The organism is Olsenella profusa F0195, from assembly GCF_000468755.1.
Lineage (GTDB): Bacteria > Actinomycetota > Coriobacteriia > Coriobacteriales > Atopobiaceae > Olsenella_F > Olsenella_F profusa.
On the sequence record NZ_AWEZ01000043.1, the window covers coordinates 119,442 to 140,514 of the forward strand.

Consider the following 21,073-nt stretch of genomic DNA (forward strand, 5'->3'; position numbering starts at 1 on the left):
GCAACCCTAAACCTCAGGTAGAACCCTATGGCTTATACAAGGCGCGTCATGTTTGCACACCGGAGGCCCTTGTGCTGTCAAATTTGTTCGTTCCATGAAGTCAGCAGGTAGAGTCCTGTTTTTAGAACCCTTGAGTCCCTCAGGCAGGCCTTGAGGGTTAGGGTTTGCGAGCATCCGAGGGACAGGGATGGCGCATGGCTCGGTGGACGCGCCCCTCCCCCGAGCCTTCCTCACTATGTGGGGAGGGCAGCTCGGTGCTTGCAGAGGCGGCAAGCCATCTGCCTGTGGGTCTCTGACTTCGATTGCACGTCACATGCGCACGGCCCCGACACCCCACAGCCGTACGTCCCCTAGGTCGCAGAGCCCGTGGCGCCCGTCCCCGCCTGCACGTCGTCCGAGGCGATGGCCCTATACGTGGGTGACGAGGGCACACGCACATTGATGTACGTCACCTTGTTCTCGTGCGCGGCGAGGATGGCACCCACGGCCGTCTCCTTGGCCTCGATGTCCGTAGGTGCCCCCAGCGACACCTCCACGCCGCTCGACAGCGTACACGCGATCGAATCCAGGCTGGGGACGGAATAACTCACGACCTGCGCGTTCATGGCACTCGAGAAGCCATTGCGATACGAGCTGACGGCCGTGATGACCGAATCGGTCGCCGTCGTGCCCGCAACGGGACTGACGGACGCCGGCACGTCGGTGATCAGCAGGACTCCCAGCGACTGCGCCTCGCCCAGCGCCACGTCGCCCATCGACGAGCCGTCGGGCACGTCGATGGGATAGGGCTCCACCCATACGCCGTCTGCCCCGAGGCACCACGCCACGCTTCCGGTGCCCATGACCACGATGGCCTCGATGTCCCGCTCATACACCACGATTCGCAGCCGATCGGGGAACTCGCGCACGTACTCGACCGACCCAACCCAGGGATTCTTGCGCAGGTTGTTCGTGACCTTGCTTTCGTCCAGGTTGAGGAGGGTCGCGCCGTCATCCACGGCGGCGAGGCGCACGATGGAGTCGGAGTCCATGTGAGCGGTGGCGTCGGCATCGACGCCCGTGATGGTGAAGACGGGCGTGTACGAGAGGATGAGCACGGCGAGCAGCCCAACGAGCGCAAGGGAGGCGATGACGATGGTGCCGATGATGAGGCGTCGTATCGGGAGATACCTCTGGGAGCGCTCGGCACCCGATCCGCGGCGGTCGGGCGTGAGCTCGCGCCTGGCGGAACGACGGTCCCGTTTCGGGTGCAAGCCGCCCCGGGCGCCCACGCGCCCCACCCGCCTGGGCGCTCCCCCCCGCCTCGTGGGGCGGGAGCTGGTCCTGTGCGTGCTCACGCCCGGGGCAGCACGTGGCCGTGGGGTGGAGCCGCGCCGTGTGGGTCGCATGCCAGCCATGCTAGGCCCCGAATCCCAGGAACTTAACCTCAGGCGTGAGGTCCGTGCCGTACGTGTCCATGACCGCGTCGTGCATGCGCGTCATGAGCCTGATCACGTCGTCAGCCGTGGCTCCACCCGTGTTGATGATGAAGTTGGCATGCCTCTCGCTCACCTGGGCGGCACCCTCGCGCGCACCCGAGAGGCCACAGCCCTCCACGAGCGACGCGGCGGAACCCTCCGCGGGGTTGCGGAACACGGAGCCACAGGAGGGCCTGCCCACGGGCTGCGTGCGCTGTCTGTGGGCGATGAGCGCGTTCATGCGAGCCGAGATGTCCCTCTTGGTGCCACCCCGCAGGCGCAGCGTTGCCTCGAGGATCACCGACGCGGGGTCGATGGACGTGGTGCGATAGCCCCATGCCACCTCGTCTGCCGACAGGCGGTGCAGCATGCCGTGCAGGTCGCAGGTGACGACGCTCTCGATGCACCGCGAGATCCAGTCGCGGCGCGTGCCCGCGTTCATCGAGACGGCACCGCCCAGCGTCCCCGGGATACCAATGCAGAACTCCAGGCCCGCAAGCTCATGCGAGAGCGTCTCACGCACGAGCCTGGACAGGGGAACGGCCGCCCCCACCGTCACGATGCCATCGTCCCCGAACGAGATGCGCGAGAACTCCCTCCCCAACTCGATGACACAGCCATCGTAGCCCCCGTCTGAGACCAGGATGTTGGACCCCTTGCCCAGGATGACCCACTCCACGTGCTCGTGTGCGAGAACGGCAAGGACCTTCCTGAGCGCCTGAAGGCTGTGAGCGTGACAGAAGAGCGCCGCCGGCCCACCGATGCGGCAGGTCGTGCGGCGCGCCATGCGCTCGTCGCGCGTGACGTCCGCGTCATACGCCCCCGAGAGGGTCATGTATGCGTTGTAGATGCCCACGTCCCCCATCCAGCCGCCTAGGCCCGGGCCGCGGCGTCGGCCTCGTGCCTGGCCTCGATGAAGGCGGGCCCGATGGCGGTGATGTCGCCGGCACCCTGGGTGATGAGCAGGTCGCCCTCCCGGCACACCGCAAGCAGGCGCTCCACGAGCTTGCGTGGGTTGGCGGCAAAGCTCACGTCCGCCACGTGTCCCCGCTCGCTCACCTGGTTGGCGACCACCTTGCCCGAAACGCCGGGGATGGGCGTCTCCCCCGCCGAGAAGACCTCCGTGACCACCAGCACGTCCGCATCGTCAAAGGCCGTGGCAAACTGGTCGGCAAGGGCCTGGGTGCGGCTGTAGCGGTGGGGCTGGAACGCGCACACGATCCGCCGGAAGCCCAGCGCCTTGGCGGCAGTGAGCGTGGCCCTGATCTCCGTGGGATGATGGCCATAGTCGTCCACCACGGTGATGCCATCCACGTCCCCCACGTGGGTGAAGCGGCGATGTGCGCCCTTGAAGCGCGAGAGGGCGCACGCGGCCTCGCCCATGTCGAAGCCGCAGACGTCCGCGACCGCAAGGGCGGCCGTCGCGTTGGCGATGTTGTGGTCCCCCGGGTTAGCCATGAGGCTCACGTTCACGCTGGTGCCGGCAGGCGTGCGCACGGTGAGGTCGCTCTCGAGCTTGTGGGCACCCACGACCTTCCTGCGTGCGCAGACATAGTCGCAGGACTCGTCGAAGCCATAGGTGACGACGTGACGCCCCGTGGACGTGGCCAGCTCGACATAGTGCTCCACGTCTCCATTGATGATGACGGCGCCATCGTCACCAACGAGGTCCATGAACTTGCAGAACGTCCTCTCGATGTTCTCGAGCGTGCCGTAGTGATCCAGGTGATCCGCCTCGATGTTGGTGACCACGACCACGTTGGGGTTGAGGTAGAGGAAGGAGCCATCGGACTCGTCCGCCTCGCACACGAAGTAGCCGCCGTTGCCATTGCGGCCATTGGTCCTGTACTCCTCCACGATGCCCCCGATGAGGAAGGAGGGATCCCTGCCCAGGTGGTCGAGCATGGTGGCAATCATGGATGACGTGGTGGTCTTGCCGTGCGTGCCCGCGACGGCGATGGTCTCGGCGCCATCCGAGAGCGCAGAGAGCATCTTTGCGCGTGGCCAGACGGGGATGCCCAGTTCACGAGCGCGTACGACCTCCGGATTGGTCTCGGGGATGGCCGAGGAGATGACCACGACGTCGGGCGCGACCTCGTCGACGGTCCCTGCCGCATGGCCGACATACACCTTGACGCCAGCCTCCTCGAGGTCGCGCACATAGCGCGACGACTTGAGGTCGGAACCCGTCACGGCATAGCCACGCTCATGGAGCACGAGCGCGATGCCGCTCATGCCCGCACCACCGATGCCGATGAAGTGTGCGCTCTTGAAGTCCTGCGAGGTGGTGATGGACATGATGGGGGGATCCTCCCAAAGTCGATGGCAACGTGAGAAGGGGCACTCGGTTGTGCCTTGACTACTCTAGCTCATCGATCGGCTTACCCGGCCGTCTGCGCCGCACTCTCCACTTGGTCTGCGAGAGCGGAGGCGGCGCGATCCTGACCGAGGCCACGTGCCGCCACACGCATCGCCTCGCGCCGGGCGCCATCATCCACGAGCGAGAGCAGCTCATGGGAGAACGCGGGCGTATCGATCCGATCATCCGCCAACATGACCGCGGCTCCCACCCCAACGAGGTAGGTGGCATTGGTGGTCTGGTGGTCAGCCGTGGCATGGGGATAGGGCACCAGCATGCTGGGAACCGCCAAGGCGGCGATCTCGGCGATGGAGGATGCACCGGCGCGCGCGAGCACCAGGTCGGATGCCGCCAGGACCTCCCCCATCGCATCGATGTAGGGACGCACCTGCCAACGACCTGCCTGCTCGTCCGTGAGGTCGAGGGCACTCACCACATGGTCATAGTCCCTCTGGCCCGTGGAGTGGATGAGGTAGAGCCCCTCGCGGCCCAAAAGCTCGTCCTTGAGGGCGATGACGCCCTCATTGAGGTGTGCCGCACCCAAGGAGCCGCCAAAGACCACAAGCAGCGTGGCGTCGGCCGGGATGTCGTTGTGGGCACGCCCGGCCGCCCCGCTTGCCCTGATGACGCTGGAGCGCACGGGATTGCCCGTGACCACGATCTGCGTCGCGGCACCCACGCGCTCCCTGAAGGCGTCAATGGCGACGGGGAGCGACACGCACACGCGCGCGGCCTTGGCCGCAAGCGCCTTGTTGGCGAGGCCCGGAACGGAGTTCTGCTCATGGAGCACGACGGGGATGCCCTGGCTGGCACACCAGTTGAGGAGGGGAAGCTCGACATAGGCGCCAAAGCCCACGGCCACGTCGGGACGGCGCGTGGCGGCGAGGTGCCTCCCGATGGCCGCCTGCGCGCGTCGCATGCGCCACAGGGCGGAGACGAGCGTCCAGGGACGCGCGCGGTCGAAGCCCGTGACCCGTATGGGGGTGAAGTCGAAGCCCGCCTGGGGCACGAGCTGCGCCTCGAGCCTGGTGGCCTGGCCAAAGAAGTGCACCTCGTGGCCACGGTCCCGCAGTTCCTCGGCAAGTGCCAGCGCTGGGTTGATGTGCCCTGCGGTTCCGCCGGCCGCAATGGCCACACACAGGCTCTTCGCCATGAGATCAGCTCCCTTTGCCACCGCGCGTCCCCCTGACGTGTGGCTTCGAGTCATCGCCGCGCAGGCGGTCGCCTGCATCCGGTCCAAGGTCTATGCGCGGCGCCCGCGCGTTTCCCAAGCGCACGTTGGCGGGCTTCGTCGGCCGCACGCGAGATGCCACCTCGCCCCCGCCATACATCCGAAAGCCCGTACGCCCGACAGGGCGCCCCGAACGCGGCATTGGCGCGCCCGCACCCTCCGTGGGGCCAAGCGGGGTGCCCTGTGCCGCGGTCACGCTCCACGCGCTGCGGCGCTCATCATACTCCGAGAGGGGCATGCGCGACTCCTTGGAGACCGAGAAGACGAGCCCCACGATCATGATGCTCGACATGATGGAGGACCCGCCATACGAGACGAAGGGTATGGGCTTGCCCGACAGGGGAAAGATGCCGATGACGCCGCACACGTTGAGCAGCATCTGTATGACCAGGATGGACGAGCAGCCCATGGCCACGAGCCGGCCGGCGAGGTCGGGCGCATTGATCGCGATGCGATAGCCCGCCCACAGGAGCACGGCAAAGCCCGCGAGCATGCCCACCGTGCCCACGACGCCGCACTCCTCCCCGATGACGGCGAAGATGAAGTCGTTATGCGCAAAGGGCAGGTAGTTGTACTTCTGCTTGCTCATGCCGATGCCCACACCAAAGAGCCCACCCGCGCCGAAGGCATAGAAGCCCTGGATGAGCTGGTAGCCGTTGTTGTAGGGATCGGACCATGGATCGAGCATGGCCATGAGGCGCGCACGGGAGTAGTCGTCCTTGAGCGAGAGCGCCAGGAACACGACGATGCCCACGGCCAAGAACAGCAGGAGATAGCGCACGGGAAAGCCCGCGATGTAGGCCATGACCACCAGCGAGAGCGCGATGACCATGACCGTGCCCTTGTCGGGCTGACAGATGATGAGGACGAGGGGCACCGCGATGCCCAGGGCCACCCCCCTGAGAAACGTGCGCTGATCGATGTCACGGGCGACGTAGAAGCGGTCGAAGAGGCGGACGGCCACCAGGATGACCGTGATCTTGGCAAACTCCGAGGGCTGCAGCGAGAAGGGCCCCAGGGAGATCCAACGGGTCGCGCCGTAGGCGTCCCTGCCGGCAAAGGGCAGCAGCACGAACGCCAGAAGGAGTATGGTCACACCCCAGAGGGGCCGCATGAGCCTCCCCAGGAGCCTGTGGTAGCCAAACGCCACGATGGCGGCCGCCCCCAGGATGCCCAGCCCCGCAAACAGCGCCTGGCGCTTGAGGTAATAGGTGGGGTCATTGCCCAAGGCCGCGCTGGAGAGCGCCGTGATCGACGAGCTGGAATACACCATGAGCAGGCCAAAGGCGAGCAGGGCCAGCGCCGTCACCAAAAAGACGAGCCGTGGCATCATGATGCGCGCGGGCACGCCCATGATGAGGCGGGCCGAGCGTTCCCCGTACGCGGTGCGGGTGGGGGCCTGCTCGCCTCCCTTCAAGCGCGCGGTGTCTGTCCGTCGACGGCGTGCCATCTAGCGGATGCCCTCACGCGAGGCGGCAAGGTCGCTCACGAGCCGCTTGAAGAGCCTGCCGCGCTCCCCCATGTCATGGAACTCGTCAAACGAGGAGCAGGCGGGCGAGAGCAGCACCGTGTCGCCGGGGCATGCCGCGGACACGGCCGCCTTGAAGGCATCCCTCAGCCTGTCGGCCACGAGCACCCTGTCCTTCCCCATGCCCTCCGTGGCACAGGCCTGGGCGAGGCGTGCGCCGGCATCGCCAAAGCAGACGGCGACACGGGCGCGGGAGGCGACGGAGCGGGCAAGGGGGTCGAGGTCGAGCCCCTTGTCGTGGCCTCCCAGGAGCAGCACGATCCTGCCCTGGTCGAAGGCGGTGAGCGCCTTCTCGACGGAGTCGGGGTTGGTCGCCTTGGAATCGTTCACGAAGTGGACGCCCCCCACCGCGCCGCACGGCTCGATGCGATGCTCGATGGGGTTGAAGGCACGCAGGCCCACGCTGGCATCCTCGGCGGAGACGCCCAGCTCGAGCGCCATGGATGCCGCCGCCAGGGCGTTCTCCACGTTATGGGCGCCCCTGATGCGCAGCTCGTCCGCGCGAAGGAGCACGTGCTCGACGCCGTCGATGCGCACCACGAGGACGCCGCCGCGCACGAAGGCGGCGTGAGGCCCCCCCGGATCCCGCTCGACGTCCACCACCAGCGTGCGCAGGCCGCGAGCGCGCTGGCGACCGGCAGCGGCACGGCACCGGTCGTCCGTGTCGCCGATGACGGCCAGGTCCCCGTCCGTGAGGTTGGCAAAGACCTTCTCCTTGGCGGCCGCATAGGCCTCCAGGGAACCGTGCCACTCGATGTGGTCGGGCGTGATGTTGAGCAGACAAGCGCAGCGCGGATGCAGCAGGCGCGTCTCCTCAAGCTGGAAGCTGGAAAGCTCCGCCACGAGCCAACGGCCCGCGGGGCGATCCTCCACGGCGTCGATGGTGGGCGTGCCAATGTTGCCCACGCAGGCGGCGTCCAACCCGCCCTGGGCGAGCAATGCCTGGGTGAGTAAGGTCGTGGTGGTCTTGCCGTTCGTCCCCGTGATGGCCACCCAGTCGTGCGGGCTCTCGCGCCATGCGAGCTCGGGCTCGCCGATGACCTCGGTGGCATGCGCCCTGGCAGAGGCAAGGAAGTCACTTGACTCGGGAATGCCCGGGGAGGCGATGGCAAGGTCGAAGCTGCCGGAGACCTCTTCGGTACCCACGTGCACGACGGCACCCAGCGCCTCGAGCTCACGGGTGGTGCCCCCCACGGTGGAGCTCGCCCCTCCAAAGACCGTGACGGAGGAGACCCTGCCCTTGGGAAGGCCCAGCAGGTAGCGCCCGACGTCGTACCCCGTGCGGCCGAGACCCAGGACGCAGACGCTGCCCAGGGACCGATTCGCTTGAATGGCACTCTCAGACATCGCGACCTCCTAGGCCAGTTGGAAGAACAGGGCGAAGCCGAGCGACGCAAAGGCGGCCGACACGATCCAGAAGCGAATGACCACCTTCGTCTCGCTCCAGCCCAGCTTCTCGAAGTGATGGTGTATGGGCGCCATGAGGAACACGCGCCTGCCCGTGAGCTTGAAGCTCGCCACCTGGATGATGACGGACAGCGCCTCGCAAATGAAGAGCCCCCCCATCACCAGGGACGTTATCTCGGTCTTGGTGAGCACGGCGAGGGCGGCGAGGGCGGCGCCCAACGCAAGCGAGCCCGTGTCGCCCATGAAGATGGATGCCGGATAGCAGTTGTGCCAGAGGAAGCCGATGCAGGCGCCTGCGATGGACGCGGCGAACACGGCGAGGTCGACCGAGCCAAAGCGAAACGCGACCATGGACATCACGATCATGACCACGAGCACGCAGCCGCTCGAGAGTCCGTCGAGGCCATCCGTGAGGTTGACGGCGTTGGAGAGGCCGGCCATCAGCAGAAAGACGAAGAGCATATAGATCCAGGGAACCGCGATGGTGGCGTCGCCCACGGCAACGGAGGTCGTGAGGGCACCCATGTCGATGCCAAGGCCACCGGGCAGCTCGACCACCGGGGAGATGCCGCAGCCGTTGACGGCGACCAGGCAGAACGTCACGGAGATGAGGACGAGGCCCACCATCTTCTGGGAGGGCGTGAGGCCAAGCGAGCGCTTGTGGGCCACGGACTCGATGTCATCGAGCAGGCCGAGCGATCCCGTGACGAGCATGACAAGCACGGCCAGGACGAGCCCCAGGCTCCAGGTGCCCTGCACGGCGCAGGCCACGACCGTCGCCAGGAGCATGACGACGCCGCCCATGGTGGGCGTGCCCTGCTTCACGAGGTGCCGTTGGGGACCATCGGCGCGAATCTGCTGGCCGATCCCCTCGTGACGCATGGCCTTGATGAAGAGGGGCATGGCAAGCGCCGTGAGTGCCGCCGCCACGGCGGCGGCGATGAACACCTGGTAGGTAGGGTAGCTGGGATCTCCGATCATTAGGCAAGCACCTCCCTCACGAAGGCGTCGAGTCGTGCGGCGCGCGACGCCTTGACCAGCACGAGGTCTCCCTCGTCCACTATCGGGGCGATGACCCGTATGGCCTCGTCCACATCGCGCACGCGCTCCAGGCGATCCTCGGAGAACCCCATCGTGAGGGCGGCCTCGGCCATGCGGTCCGCGTCATCGGTGCCCACAAGCACCAGGAGGTCGAGCGGCTTGGCGGCGGCATAGGCGCCCATGTAGCCGTGCAGGCGGGGCGCCGCCTCCCCCAGCTCGGCAACCTCACCCAGCACGGCCACGCGGCGACCCTCGCAGGGCAGTGACGCAAGCACGTCGAGGGCCGCGGCCGTGGAGTTGGGGCTCGCATTGTAGGAGTCGTCGATCACGCGGGGCCTGCCGGGGCCGCCGGCGATCTCCATGCGCATGTGCGTCTGGGGCATGTGCGCCATGGCCGTGCAGGCCGCCGTGCGGTCTGCGCCCACACGCCACGAGACGGCCAGGGCAAGCAGGAAGTCGCTCACCACATGGCGACCGGGCATCGGCAGCGTGACCTCGTCCCTCCAGCCATCCGAGCAGGTGACGGCGACATGGGCGCGGCCATCCCCGACAAGCGCCACGCGTGCGGCGCGCACGGAACAGCGCCCGTCCGCGCCGACGGAGAGCACCTCGATGCCTCGGGGGCGGGCATACTCGTCCTCGATGAGGGCGGCGTAGTCGTTGTCGGAGGTCATGACCAGGCAGGATCTCGCCCTCCCGCACCCCGCATCGGTGAGCTGCATGGACGAGAGGATCTCTGCCTTGGCACGGGCGATGGCCTCGCGGGAGCCCAGGTTGCCAATGTGGCTGGTGCCCACGTTGGTTATCACGGCAACGGTGGGACGGCCGCAGGCCGAGAGGCGCGTAAGCTCCCCAGCGTGGTTCATGCCCATCTCGGCCACCACGACCTCGTCGTCGGCCGAGGCCAAGAGCAGCGTGAGCGGCAGGCCGATGAGATTGTTGTGGTTGCCCTCCGTGGCATGCACCTTGTAGCGCGTCGCGAGTGCGACGGCGAGCATGTCCTTGGTGGTGGTCTTCCCCACCGAGCCCGTCACGCCCACGACGACCCACTGGGGATTGCGCGTGCGCCAGGCGCCAGCGAGGCGCAGCATGAACTCCTCGGCATCGCCGCCCTCGGCAACGAGGACCGCGGCGTCCAGGTCGCGGGCTTCCGCCAGCACCTCGGCCTCGGGTTCGCGGGTCATGACGACGGCCGCGGCCCCCGCCCCCATGGCCGCCACGGCATAGTCGTTGCCATCGACCCGCTCACCTGGAAAGCAGACGAAGAGCCCTCCCCGCCCCACCATACGTGAGTCGATGGCGACCCCCCTCACCTGGACGTCATCGGCGCCACCCGCAAGGCGTGCCCGCGTCGCGCCAACGATGTCCCCCACTGTCATGCAAACCATCACAACCCCTTTAGCATGCGAAACCGTTCGATCGTGTCCCTGCGGGCCAGACGCCTACGTCCCCGGCGGGATCTGGAGCTCGGAGAGGGCCTCACCCATGATAGTCGAGAAGAGCGGGGCGGCGGAGTTCGTCGCGAGGTACGGGGTCCCGTTGAGGCCCACATACACCAGGACCTGTGCGTCACCCGCCGGCGCGAAGCCTATGAGTGACGAGACGTACTTGTTGGCCTCATAGCCGCCGCTCTCGCTCGCCTGTTCGCCCGTACCCGTCTTGCCTGCGATGTCATAACCCCGTACCTGGGCCTTTTCGGCGGTTCCCTCCTTCACCACCGTACGCATCATGTCCGTCACCTGAGAGGCGGTCGATGGGGAGACGGAGGCGCCCGGGCTGGGCCAGCTCGCCTGCTCGCCGCCCTTGCTCAGGAGAAAGTGCGGCGTCTCGAGGACGCCATCGTTGGCGATGGAGCCCACGGCCTTGACCATCTGATCGAGCGGGATGGAGAGCGACTGCCCAAACGACATGGATCCCAGGCTGGCGCCGTCGTACTCGCTGCGTTGCCTCACGATGCCGTTGGCCTCGCCCGGAAAGTCGATGCCCGTGGCGGTTCCGATGCCAAACCACTGAAGCCCCTGGGCGAAGCGATCCGCCCCAATGACGTTCTGGGCCACGAGCGCGGTTCCCACGTTCGAGGAGCGTCGCAGCATCTCGCGAATCGTCATGTCCATACGCTGCTTGCGCTTGTCATCGTCACGCACCATGTCATCGCCCACCTTCACCTGGGCGGGTACGTCAAAGGTCGAGTCTGGCGTGATGAGGCCGTCCTCGATGCCGATGGACATCGTGATGAGCTTGAAGATGGAACCGGGCTCGAAGGACGAGGAGACGGGCTTGAGCGAGGTGGCCCCCTCCTCCATCCGTGAGGTGTTCGTCACGTCGAAGAGGGGTGTCGAGCAGGCGGCTATGACCTCCCCCGTCCTGGGGTCGCTCACCATCACCGATCCAGAGTCCGCCTTGTAGTCCTTGACGCCCCTGCTGATGACCTCCTCGGCCTTCTGCTGGACGTCGATGTCGAGCGAGATCTGTATGTCCGTGCCGCCCACCGCCGTCGTCTGGGTGCGCGCGCCGCCCGCGATGGGGATGCCTCCATTGCCCGTTTCCAGCGTGAGCGTGCCGTTGGTGCCCGAGAGAACGCCGTCGTAGTACTTCTCGAGACCCGTGAGGCCATCGCCATCGACGCCCACCACGCCAAGCACCTGGCTCGCCGCCGCTCCATAGGGGTACTCGCGGCGCATGTCATCCATGTAGTAGACGCCCGGGAGCCTGGCGGCGGCGAGGTCGCTCTTGAGCTGGTCGGCCTTGTCCGTGTCAACCTGACGGCGCACGTAGGAGAAGGTCGTGTCACCCGAGAGGGCCGAGAGGTACGAGGAGGGCTCTCCACCCAGGTCCTGTGCCATGATCTGCGCCACGGCGGTCTGATCGGTCACCTCCTTGGGGTTGCAGGTGACGGTCGTGCAGGCGACGCTCGTGGCAAGCACCTTGCCATTTCGATCGTAGATGGTGCCGCGCTTGGCCTTGACCGGGAACTCGTTGGAACGGACGCTCGTTCCGAGCTCTTTGAGGCGTGGCCCGTCGATCACCTGTAGGTAGACGAGGCGCATGGACACGATGGCAAGCAGGGCGGCGAGCACGATGGCGATCGTCCTGCCCGAGACGGCAACGTCACGCTCCTCGACGCCAAGGGGCGCGTCACCCTTCCCGCGCACCCCTGCGCCCAACCGAGCCTGCGCGCCGTAGGCCTGGCGAGGGGCCCCGCCTTCGGAGCCCCTCCCCGTCGTCCCCTGGCGGGGACGCCCGTCTCGATATGTGCCCGTGTCTCTCACGACGCACCATTCTAGGGCCCTGGCACCGGGAGCGTGCTAGTGCGCCTGAGTCTGCGCAGGCTCTGCAGACGACGCCTGGCCGGAGTCGGATGCGGCCGCGGAGGGGTCCTGAGTCGAGACGCGCTCGGGGGCGGGAGCGTAGACCATGCCGTAGTTCTCGGTCGCAATCTGGTCGATGCGCGCGGAGTTGGAGAGGTCGGCATTCGTTATCCGCAGCGACACATTGAGCGCCTGGGCATCGGAGAGCTCCGTCTGCGTGACGCCGTTTGCCTGTAGGGCGGTAACCGTCGCCGTCGTGAGCACCACGCGGGCGACGCCCAGGGCAATGACGGCGACGATGCAGACGAGGGCAAGCCTGATGCGTCCCATGAACTGTGTCGAGACGCCCTCGCGCTCGCGGGCGTCGCGGCCCCCGCCCTCGACGATAGAAAACGGCTCGTGATCCTGCCACCGGGCCTGTCTCTCGGCCATGTCGAGGCGATATGCCTCGGACCCTCGATATGCCATCGTCTCTCCTCTTGGACACCAGCTGGTGCCGGGTGGTGTGTTGGTAGTGCGTTTAGGCTGCGTTTGTGGTGCGGTGGTGCTGTGATGGTGCCATGCAACGGCTTGCGCCGGATGCATCTCGGTGTCGCACCCTATGCTTCCGTGACGTCGAGCTTTACCGCCACGCGCATGAGTGCGCTGCGCGACCGTGGGTTGGCCGCAACCTCCTCGCCCGATGGGACGAGGGGCCTCCTTGTCCTGACTTCGACTATCGGCACATGGCCGCATGCGCACACCGGAAGGTCCGGCGGGCAGACGCAGCCCTGGGAAAGCTCAGAGAACACGTGCTTCACCAGGCGATCCTCGAGCGAGTGGTACGAGATGACGCAGATCCTGCCACCCGTGTCCGCCCAGCGAACAGCCGAGCGCAGCCCCCTCTCGAGAGCCTCCAGCTCATGGTTGACCTCGATGCGCAGGGCCTGGAAGGTCCTGCGCGCCGGGTGGCCCCCATGGCGACGGGCCGCGGCCGGGATGGCGCGCCGCACGATGTCCGCCAGCTGAAGCGTGGTCCGTATGGGCGCTCGCCCTCGCGCGTGCACGATGGCGTGGGCTATGCGCGACGCAAACCTCTCGTCGCTGTATATGCGCAGGATCCGGGCGAGGTCTGCCTCGTTGTAGGTGTTCACGACCTCGGCTGCGGTTAGGGTGTCGTCACCCGGATCCATGCGCATATCCAGCGGGGCGTCCTCGCGATATGAGAAGCCCCGAGAGGCGATGTCAAGCTGGGGGGACGATACGCCGAGGTCGAAGAGGAAGCAGTCGACGCCCGGCACCTCGACCTTGACGAGAAGCGCATCGAGGTCGCCGAAGTTCCCCTTGAGGAAGCGATGCTCCGCACCCGGCACCTCGCGCTCGAAGCGCTCGGTTGCGGCGGCAAGGGCCAGCTCGTCCTGGTCGATGCCCAGGGAGAGACCATCCGGCTGAATCCGCCTTGCCAGCTCGACCGTGTGGCTCGCACCACCGAGGGTACAGTCGCACACGACCTCGCCAGGGCGGGGATCCAGCTCGTGGAGCACCTGCTCGATCATCACTGGAATGTGCCGATATTCTTCTGTCAAGATGGCTCTCCCCTACTCGGAGAACATCAGGCTGTCAAGATCGGAGCTCGTCTCGGCCATCTGCTGGTCGAACGTCTGGGCATCCCAGATCTCGAAGTGGTCGATGTTCCCCACGATGGCCACCTCGCGGGCAAGGCCGCACTGTACGAGCTGCTGTGCGGGAAGCTTGCCCAGGGCAATGCGGCCAGCGCTGTCGACATCGACCGTCGTGGTGCTGGACGCGATGGCTCTCTGCAGCCGGACGTCCTTCGCATTGCGAGGGTTGAGCCCCGCGGGAAAGACGCTGCCGAGCCACTCCCGGTAGGTATCGGGGGTAAAGCCATAGAGCGCGCCGTTGAAGGGAACCAGGAGGACCTGCTCGTCCACCTGCCTGCGAAAGGTTGCCGGAAGCGTGACGCGTGACTTGGCATCCAGATTGTGACGATAGGTGCCCGTCAGGAACATCACTCGACCTCCTTCTCGGTTCTCCGTTGGGAGAGCTCTCCCTCGAAAACGTGAGCTCATTCTATGGCTGCTTCCGACACAAAACAACACTTTGCCCCACTTTATGACACCAAAAGACACCTGAATGGTCGGCGGCCCCTCCGAGATGAATCAATCCACAACATCTTGTGAGAACAGACGTTTGGTGACACAAAACTGTTGCAGGCTTTCGGGTTATGGGGAACCCTGGTGTGGAGGAATGATGAATATGCAGGTAGAATGCCCTATTCTAGGATTCGTAAGCTCCTGGGACAGCCCCTACCTGGACAGATGCCACCCCGTGACATGCACCCTGAAAGGCGGCATGAGGGTGGGGTGCCATCCCACAGCTTGTGGTGGGGCATGGTCCCACGGCACGGACCGCGGTAGCCCATGTGCCTACCCACGATGGGCCCGTGGGTGAGCCTCGAGGTAGACCATGCGCACGTGCGTGCGATCGACATGCGTATACAGCTGGGTGGTGGAGACGTTCGCATGACCGAGCAGCTCCTGTACCACGCGCAGGTCGGCGCCGCCCTCCAGGAGGTGGGTTGCGAAGCTGTGGCGCAACGTGTGGGGATGCAGCCCATGGATGCCCACCATCTCACCATATCGTTCCACGAGGCCAAACACTGCCTGCCGCGTGATGCGCGTTCCCCGTGCGCTCAGAAAGGCCGCACCACCGCCCCGCGAGTGTGCGTGCGCCGCCAGAAGCGGCCGCCACTGGCCGAGGTAGTCCGCAAGCGCACGGTTGGCGGTGCCCAACAGGGGCACCACACGCTCCTTGGAACCCTTGCCAAAGACGCGCACCACCTCGTCGGCAACGAGGACGTCCCGCACGTCCAGCCCGCAGAGCTCCGAGACGCGCAGGCCACACCCGTAGAGCACCTCGAGGATGGCCTTGTCGCGATGGAAGCAGGCAACGTTGGTGCGGTCTGGCTCACCGCTCCTGCGCGGCTTGGGGCTTGGTTCCTGGGCAAACGGCACATCCAGCAGCTCGAAGGCCTTCTCGCGCGAGATGACGTCGGGCAGGTGCTCGGGCCTCTTGGGCATCACGAGACCGGCGGCGGGATGGTTGGTGGTCTCCTGCTCGGCGACAAGAAAGCGATGGAAGCCCCTGATGGCCGAGACGGCCCGCTGCACCGAGGAGGAAGCCAGCCCCTGCCTCTCCAGCGAGGCCACGTGCGCCTCGATGTCATGACGGGAGACGGCATCGACGTCCGTGATGCCGCCGCCGTTCAGATGGGAGACGTATCGCGCGAGATCGCGCCGATATGCCGCGACCGTGTTGGCAGAGCTGCCCCGCTCGATGGTGAGGTAGTCGAGGTACTCCCCCAGCGCGGCCTTCAGCTCCACCGCTAGCAGGCGCTCTCGTCCGCGGGCGTCACCTCATGGCGATCGACGCCCTCGTGGCGGGCGATGGCGGCACGCACGAACTCACGGAAGAGCGGTGCGGGCTTGGTGGGACGGCTCTTGAACTCCGGGTGCGCCTGGCTGGCAACGAACCAGGGATGCACGTCCTCCGGCAGCTCGACCATCTCGACCAGGCGGTCGTTCGGCGACAGGCCGCCAATGACGAGACCGGCCTCGGTCAGCCGGTTACGGAAGGCATTGTTGACCTCAAAGCGATGCCGATGACGCTCGTAGACGAGGTCCTCGCCATAGGCCTCGCGCGCGAGCGGACCCACGACCTTGCAGGGATAGGCGCCCAGGCGCATAGTGCCGCCCTTGTCCGTGATCTCCTCCTGGTCGCTCATGAGGGCAATCACGGGATAGGCGCAATCGTGCTCGAACTCGGCGGAGTTGGCGCCCGCAAGACCGCACACGGTGCGTGCAAACTCCGAGACGGCCACCTGCAGTCCCAGGCAGATACCCAGGTAGGGAATCCTACTCGTACGGGCACGATTGGCCGAGAGGATCTTGCCCTCCACACCACGCTGGCCGAAGCCGCCGGGCACCAGGATGCCATCGGCACCAGCGAGCGCCTCGTCGATGTTGGAACCGTCAAGCTCCTCGCCGTCTATCAGCGATATGTGCACATGGCGGCCATAGTAGACACCGGAGTGACGCAGGGCCTCGATGACGGAGAGGTAGGCATCGGGAAGCTGCACGTACTTGCCGACGACCTTGATCTCGACCGTGTCGTCCTGGGCGTTGGAGGCGTGCATGCAGTCGGTGAAGGCATACCAGTCCTCCATGTGGCGCTCTCCGGCCTCAAGGCCCAGCTTGGAGAGCACCTTCTCATCAAAGCCCTGTTGCGCGAGGTGCTCGGGCACGTCGTAGATGGAGGGGCAGTCGGAGTTCTCGAAGACGCAGTCCTCATCCACATCGCAGAAGTGGGCGATCTTGGCACGAATGGAGGCCTCCACCTCATGGTCGCTGCGACAGACGATGAGATCGGGCTGGATACCCATGGAGCGCAGCTCCTTGACCGAATGTTGCGTGGGCTTGGTCTTGACCTCGTGGGCGGCGGCGATGTAGGGCACGAGCGAGACGTGGATCACGAGCGTGTTGCCCGGGCCCTTGTCCTTGCGAAACTGGCGAATGGCCTCCACGAACGACTGGCCCTCGATGTCGCCGATGGTGCCACCGAGCTCGGTGATGACGACGTCCGCCTGGGTCTGTTCCTCGATGCGGCGGAAGCGTCCCTTGATCTCGTTGGTGACGTGTGGGATGACCTGCACGGTCCCACCGAGGAAGTCCCCAGCGCGCTCACGGCTGATGAGCGACTGGTAGACGAGGCCGGTGGTGAAGTTGGACTCGCGCGTGAGGTTCTCGTCGATGAAGCGCTCGTAGTGGCCGAGGTCGAGGTCGGTCTCCTTGCCGTCCTCCGTCACGAACACCTCGCCATGCTGGAAGGGACTCATGGTGCCGGGGTCGACATTGAGATAGGGGTCGGCCTTTTGCATCATGACCTTGAGGCCACGCGCCTTGAGCAGGCGACCGAGGGAGGCGGCTGTGATGCCCTTGCCCAGCGAGGAGACGACGCCACCGGTGACAAAGATGTGCTTGGCCATAGGCGAGAGACCCTTCCCGTGAGAGTTGTGACGGTGCTCATCCACGGGTCTCCATGATAGCGCGGCTTCGCACACTCCAGGCTCAGACGGGAATCCTCATAGAAAATTTTGTGGAACAGGGGGCATGTCGTGCTACCTCCGCCTCCGCTGCGCGCCCCTGCCATCGTTCCTGGCGCAGAACCGCAATCATTGTCTTCCCTGACGGCGTTCTACAGCCTTTCGCAGGAGCCTCACGTCTAGGCGCTCCTGTGACGTGGTCTGGACATGCCGAGGGATGCCGCCGTTCCTGATGCGATCCTCTGCGGCGAGAAGGGATTCGGCCATTCTGCCAAGATAGACCGCTTCGGAAAAGCCTCGCAGCAGGCGGTTGTGCTGCCGGTCATGTACGTCGCTCTCCCAGTCGTACGTCACCGTGCAACCATGGTCGCCTGATTCCACGAGGTAGGTGGCACATGTGCATTCCGCCCGTTCCTCACGTTCCACGGAAAAGAGGTGTGACGGCTCAAAGGAGCGTACGAGCAGATGTGCCTGGTCGGATCGCCATGAGAGACCCTCGCACAGGTCTCCTGCCTCGAGCTTCCCGCCCGTCAGCCCCTGCCAATCGTTTTCGAACATGGCCACAAGGTCCGAGAAGAACTCATCGCCCGACACGTCCAGTGACCTCACTATGCGCATAGTGTCTCTCCCTCACCACAAGCGGCGTTCTCAGGGTCGGGCGAGCGTGGCGCCTGGGCAGACAGAGCCCCCCAGGCATCCACGCACCCCCACAGCTAGCTCAGGTCAGCACCGTTGGAGGCGATGACCTTCTTGTACCAGTCGAACGAGTCCTTCTTCGAACGCCTGAGGCTACCGTTGCCCTGGTCGTCACGATCGACGTAGACAAAGCCATAGCGCTTCTTCATCTCACCGGTACCTGCAGAGACGAGATCAATGCAGCCCCACATGGTGTAACCCATGAGGTCAACGCCATCGAGCGTCACCGCATCATCCATGGAGGCGATGTTCTGGCGAAGATACTCGATGCGGTAGCTGTCGTGAACGCTGCCGTCCTTCTCCATCACATCATCCCAACCAATACCGTTCTCCACGACCCATAGGGGCTTGTGGTAGCGATCCCACAGTGTGTTGAGCGCCAGACGCAGACAGGCGGGATCGGTCGCCCATCCCCAGGCATTGGTCTTGAGGTACGGATTCTTGACACCCATGAACAGGTTGCCGCCACCTGCCTCTTCCTTGTGCGTGGTCAGCGTGGATGAGCCGTAGCACGAGAACGAGAGGAAGTCCGCGGGATAGGCAGCGATGAGGTCGAGGTCGTCATCCTCCATATCCAGGCTGATGCCGTCACGCTCATACTACCTGAGGCGATACTCGGGATAGCGACCACCCGTCTGCACATCGGAGTAGAACAAGGTTCCGTGACCATCCTCCATGACCTTGAGCTGGTCGGCAGGATCGCAGGTGTACGCATAGAGGGGCTGGTAGGCCAGCATCTGTCCCACCTTAATCGCGGGTGAGATCTCGTGCGCCGCACGCACGGCCCTGGCACTTGCCACAAACTGGTTGTGGGCGCCTTGGGCCTTGGCCTGCTCGGTGAAGTCGCTCATGCCGCCGGCCATGAAGGGCATCCACTCCATGCAGTTGATCTCGTTGAAGGTGAGCCAATACTTGACCTTACCCTGATAGCGAGCAAACATCGTCTTGGCATACGTCTCAAAGAAGTCGATGAGCCTGCGGCTCTTCCAACCGCCATAGGCCGTGGCGAGGTGGAGTGGCGTCTCGTAGTGCGAGAGCGTCACCAGGGGCTCGATGCCGTATCTGTGGCACTCGTCAAAGACGGCATCATAGAAGGCGAGGCCCTCCTCGTTGGGCCGCTCGTCATCACCATGGGGAAAGATGCGCGCCCAGTTCATGGACAGGCGAAAGGTCTTGAAGCCCATCTCGCCCATGAGGGCGATGTCCTCCTTGTAGTGATGATAGAAGTCCGTGGCGACATGGCTGGGATAGTACTCGCCTTCCACGACGGCAGGTTCGACACCGTCGGGGAAGATGTTTGCCTTCTGCATGAGCCCAAACGCATAGTCTATGGAGCCGGTCTCGCCCGTGGTGGGATTTCTCCATGTGATGCGGCGCGGCGTGGTATGCGCGCCAGCCGTCAGCACGTCAGAGGTATTGAGTCCCTTGCCTCCATCAAGGTAGCCTCCCTCATACTGGTTGGCAGCCGTTGCGCCACCCCATAGAAAGCCCTCGGGAAATGACATGGTGTATGCCTCCTTGTCATAGATGCGCAGGCATCAGAGAAGCCGCATGCCCGCTCCGGTAAGAACGAGGGGGCATGGGAACGATGCCCCTGCCCCTCCCAAGGCGGAACCCTACGCCTCGGCGGATGCCTCAGCTGCAAGCTCTGCCTGCTCCTTGTCATAGAGCTGCTTGTCATAGGCACGGATGAACGGGAGCCAGATGAGCCCCATGGGAATGACGGAGAAGTAGTCCCAGAGGAAGTTCCAGATGTTCAACGTGCTCAGATATCCGGCGAAACCCATGGGCAACAGGGCTGAGATCATGATGTACCCCGGAATGAGCAGGCCTGTGGCATAGCCAATCCAATAGAACAGGCAGTTGAGGGGGATGCACAGGATATAGGGAATGCAGAGGATGGGGTTGTACATGATGGGCAGGCCAAAGGTCATGGGCTCGTTGATGTTGAACCAACCAGGAACAATGGAGGCTTTGCCAACAGCCTTGACCTGCTCTGACTTGGCAAAGAACGCGGCGTAGATCGCCGCGGGGAAGGTGTTGCCCGACCCACCACAGTACGAGAGGCCAGCGGCGAGGGCAACGGGATAGAACACGAGGGCGGCCGTGCCCCCCGACTGGAAGGCGGCATAATTCTGTGCCGTGGTCTGGATGCCAATGGGCATCAGGGTGGTCATCGCGATGAGCGCGCCATGGATGCCAAAGCACCAGAGGACACCGGCGAACGTGCAGATGACCACGATGCCCGGAGCAGAGGTGAGACCGGCAAGAGGAGCCGCAAGCAAGGCGATGAAGCCGGAGATCAGTGTGAAGGCACCACCCGTCAGGGTCGTCACCGTAGTGTTCAGGACCTGGAAGATGATGACATTGAAGAGCAGGGGCACGATGCCGGCAAAGCCGTCCTGGAGGAACTGTGGGACGATGTCCGGCATGCGTATGTAGATCTTCCTATCGACGCACATCTTGTCGATCTGCGCAACGATGAAGCATGTCAGAAAACCCATGAACATGCCAGACGCACTGAAGTACGTGGTGTCCATGACCACGGTCCCGGCCTCGTTGGTAGAAAGCGCACCAGCAATGAGCAGGTAGCAGAACAGGCATTCCGACGCCGTTATGACGGGAGTCTTGATATCGATGTTACGGGCATAGTTGTAGCCCAAAAAGAGCACGACCCACAGCGAGAGCATGTTCATCGTAAAGTTATAGGGCATGTACAGAACCTGGTAGATCTCGCTGTCGGCGGAGAACCAGCCGAAGATGTTACAGCCCACCGAGCAGAGGATCTGCGAGATGGCCCCCACCATGATGATGGCCATCAGGGTCTGCATGGTGGCCTGTAGGGCAGACAGGTACTTGTTGCGTCCAAGCGCCTGTCCAAACTTCTGGAGCGTAATCATGAACTTGCTGTTGAAGAAGCCTTCCACGATAGCTCCCCTCCTTAT

At 65.0% G+C, this 21,073-nt stretch carries 16 protein-coding genes and 1 pseudogene; all 17 read right to left on the reverse strand.

Going from position 1 to position 21,073, the window contains the following annotated elements; genetic code table 11:
* Positions 1-350 precede the first annotated feature (350 nt).
* The gene (locus HMPREF1316_RS05090; protein WP_198009591.1) at positions 351-1,253 is read right to left on the reverse strand and encodes a cell division protein FtsQ/DivIB; all 903 of its coding nucleotides are present in this window, start codon (positions 1,251-1,253) and stop codon (positions 351-353) included.
* A gap of 145 nt (positions 1,254-1,398) precedes the next feature.
* Positions 1,399-2,322 (reverse strand): UDP-N-acetylmuramate dehydrogenase, encoded by a 924-nt coding sequence (gene murB, locus HMPREF1316_RS05095; RefSeq protein ID WP_021725831.1) that lies wholly within the window; start codon positions 2,320-2,322, stop codon positions 1,399-1,401.
* A gap of 8 nt (positions 2,323-2,330) precedes the next feature.
* The gene (murC, locus tag HMPREF1316_RS05100) at positions 2,331-3,755 is read right to left on the reverse strand and encodes a UDP-N-acetylmuramate--L-alanine ligase (protein ID WP_021725880.1); all 1,425 of its coding nucleotides are present in this window, start codon (positions 3,753-3,755) and stop codon (positions 2,331-2,333) included.
* A gap of 83 nt (positions 3,756-3,838) precedes the next feature.
* Positions 3,839-4,969 (reverse strand): undecaprenyldiphospho-muramoylpentapeptide beta-N-acetylglucosaminyltransferase, encoded by a 1,131-nt coding sequence (gene murG / locus HMPREF1316_RS05105; protein WP_021725839.1) that lies wholly within the window; start codon positions 4,967-4,969, stop codon positions 3,839-3,841.
* Between the two features lie 4 nt (positions 4,970-4,973).
* The gene (locus tag HMPREF1316_RS05110; RefSeq protein ID WP_040651507.1) at positions 4,974-6,464 is read right to left on the reverse strand and encodes an FtsW/RodA/SpoVE family cell cycle protein; all 1,491 of its coding nucleotides are present in this window, start codon (positions 6,462-6,464) and stop codon (positions 4,974-4,976) included.
* 33 nt (positions 6,465-6,497) lie between these two features.
* The gene (gene murD, locus HMPREF1316_RS05115; protein ID WP_021725775.1) at positions 6,498-7,922 is read right to left on the reverse strand and encodes a UDP-N-acetylmuramoyl-L-alanine--D-glutamate ligase; all 1,425 of its coding nucleotides are present in this window, start codon (positions 7,920-7,922) and stop codon (positions 6,498-6,500) included.
* Between the two features lie 9 nt (positions 7,923-7,931).
* On the reverse strand, positions 7,932-8,963 hold the full coding sequence (gene mraY / locus HMPREF1316_RS05120) for a phospho-N-acetylmuramoyl-pentapeptide-transferase (protein WP_021725935.1): 1,032 nt from the start codon (positions 8,961-8,963) through the stop codon (positions 7,932-7,934).
* A complete protein-coding gene (locus HMPREF1316_RS05125) occupies positions 8,963-10,411 on the reverse strand; it encodes a UDP-N-acetylmuramoyl-tripeptide--D-alanyl-D-alanine ligase (RefSeq protein WP_021725845.1) in 1,449 nt (482 codons plus the stop codon). Before HMPREF1316_RS05125 ends, mraY begins: the two co-directional genes overlap by 1 nt.
* A 54-nt stretch (positions 10,412-10,465) precedes the next feature.
* Entirely contained in the window at positions 10,466-12,292 is a 1,827-nt protein-coding gene (locus HMPREF1316_RS05130) for a peptidoglycan D,D-transpeptidase FtsI family protein (protein ID WP_232204443.1), read from the reverse strand.
* 36 nt (positions 12,293-12,328) lie between these two features.
* Positions 12,329-12,799, reverse strand: a complete 471-nt coding sequence (locus HMPREF1316_RS05135; RefSeq protein WP_021725842.1) for an FtsB/FtsL family cell division protein — start codon at positions 12,797-12,799, stop codon at positions 12,329-12,331.
* 131 nt (positions 12,800-12,930) lie between these two features.
* Positions 12,931-13,896: a 16S rRNA (cytosine(1402)-N(4))-methyltransferase RsmH gene (rsmH, locus tag HMPREF1316_RS05140; RefSeq protein ID WP_021725944.1), complete on the reverse strand. Its 966-nt coding sequence runs from the start codon at positions 13,894-13,896 to the stop codon at positions 12,931-12,933.
* 12 nt (positions 13,897-13,908) lie between these two features.
* Positions 13,909-14,340 (reverse strand): division/cell wall cluster transcriptional repressor MraZ, encoded by a 432-nt coding sequence (locus tag HMPREF1316_RS05145; RefSeq protein ID WP_021725848.1) that lies wholly within the window; start codon positions 14,338-14,340, stop codon positions 13,909-13,911.
* 417 nt (positions 14,341-14,757) lie between these two features.
* Positions 14,758-15,714 (reverse strand): site-specific tyrosine recombinase, encoded by a 957-nt coding sequence (locus tag HMPREF1316_RS05150; protein ID WP_021725931.1) that lies wholly within the window; start codon positions 15,712-15,714, stop codon positions 14,758-14,760.
* A gap of 2 nt (positions 15,715-15,716) precedes the next feature.
* On the reverse strand, positions 15,717-17,375 hold the full coding sequence (locus HMPREF1316_RS05155) for a CTP synthase (protein WP_021725918.1): 1,659 nt from the start codon (positions 17,373-17,375) through the stop codon (positions 15,717-15,719).
* A 186-nt stretch (positions 17,376-17,561) separates the two neighbouring features.
* Entirely contained in the window at positions 17,562-18,050 is a 489-nt protein-coding gene (locus tag HMPREF1316_RS05160; RefSeq protein WP_021725830.1) for a DUF3284 domain-containing protein, read from the reverse strand.
* A 95-nt stretch (positions 18,051-18,145) separates the two neighbouring features.
* A pseudogene (locus HMPREF1316_RS05165) lies at positions 18,146-19,633 on the reverse strand (family 1 glycosylhydrolase).
* A 111-nt stretch (positions 19,634-19,744) separates the two neighbouring features.
* Complete coding sequence (locus HMPREF1316_RS05170) at positions 19,745-21,055, reverse strand: PTS sugar transporter subunit IIC (protein ID WP_021725828.1); 1,311 nt, start codon at positions 21,053-21,055, stop codon at positions 19,745-19,747.
* Between the last annotated feature and the right edge of the window lie 18 nt (positions 21,056-21,073).

Bases quoted from the DNA above. Each gene is read 5' to 3' on its own strand.
- HMPREF1316_RS05155 (WP_021725918.1), bottom strand. From the start codon at position 17,375: ATGGCCAAGCACATCTTTGTCACCGGTGGCGTCGTCTCCTCGCTGGGC.
- murB (WP_021725831.1), bottom strand. From the start codon at position 2,322: ATGGGGGACGTGGGCATCTACAACGCATACATGACCCTCTCGGGGGCG.
- murD (WP_021725775.1), bottom strand. From the start codon at position 7,922: ATGTCTGAGAGTGCCATTCAAGCGAATCGGTCCCTGGGCAGCGTCTGC.
- HMPREF1316_RS05125 (WP_021725845.1), bottom strand. From the start codon at position 10,411: ATGGTTTGCATGACAGTGGGGGACATCGTTGGCGCGACGCGGGCACGC.
- HMPREF1316_RS05135 (WP_021725842.1), bottom strand. From the start codon at position 12,799: ATGGCATATCGAGGGTCCGAGGCATATCGCCTCGACATGGCCGAGAGA.
- HMPREF1316_RS05160 (WP_021725830.1), bottom strand. From the start codon at position 18,050: ATGCGCATAGTGAGGTCACTGGACGTGTCGGGCGATGAGTTCTTCTCG.
- murC (WP_021725880.1), bottom strand. From the start codon at position 3,755: ATGTCCATCACCACCTCGCAGGACTTCAAGAGCGCACACTTCATCGGC.
- murG (WP_021725839.1), bottom strand. From the start codon at position 4,969: ATGGCGAAGAGCCTGTGTGTGGCCATTGCGGCCGGCGGAACCGCAGGG.
- HMPREF1316_RS05145 (WP_021725848.1), bottom strand. From the start codon at position 14,340: ATGTTCCTGACGGGCACCTATCGTCACAATCTGGATGCCAAGTCACGC.
- mraY (WP_021725935.1), bottom strand. From the start codon at position 8,963: ATGATCGGAGATCCCAGCTACCCTACCTACCAGGTGTTCATCGCCGCC.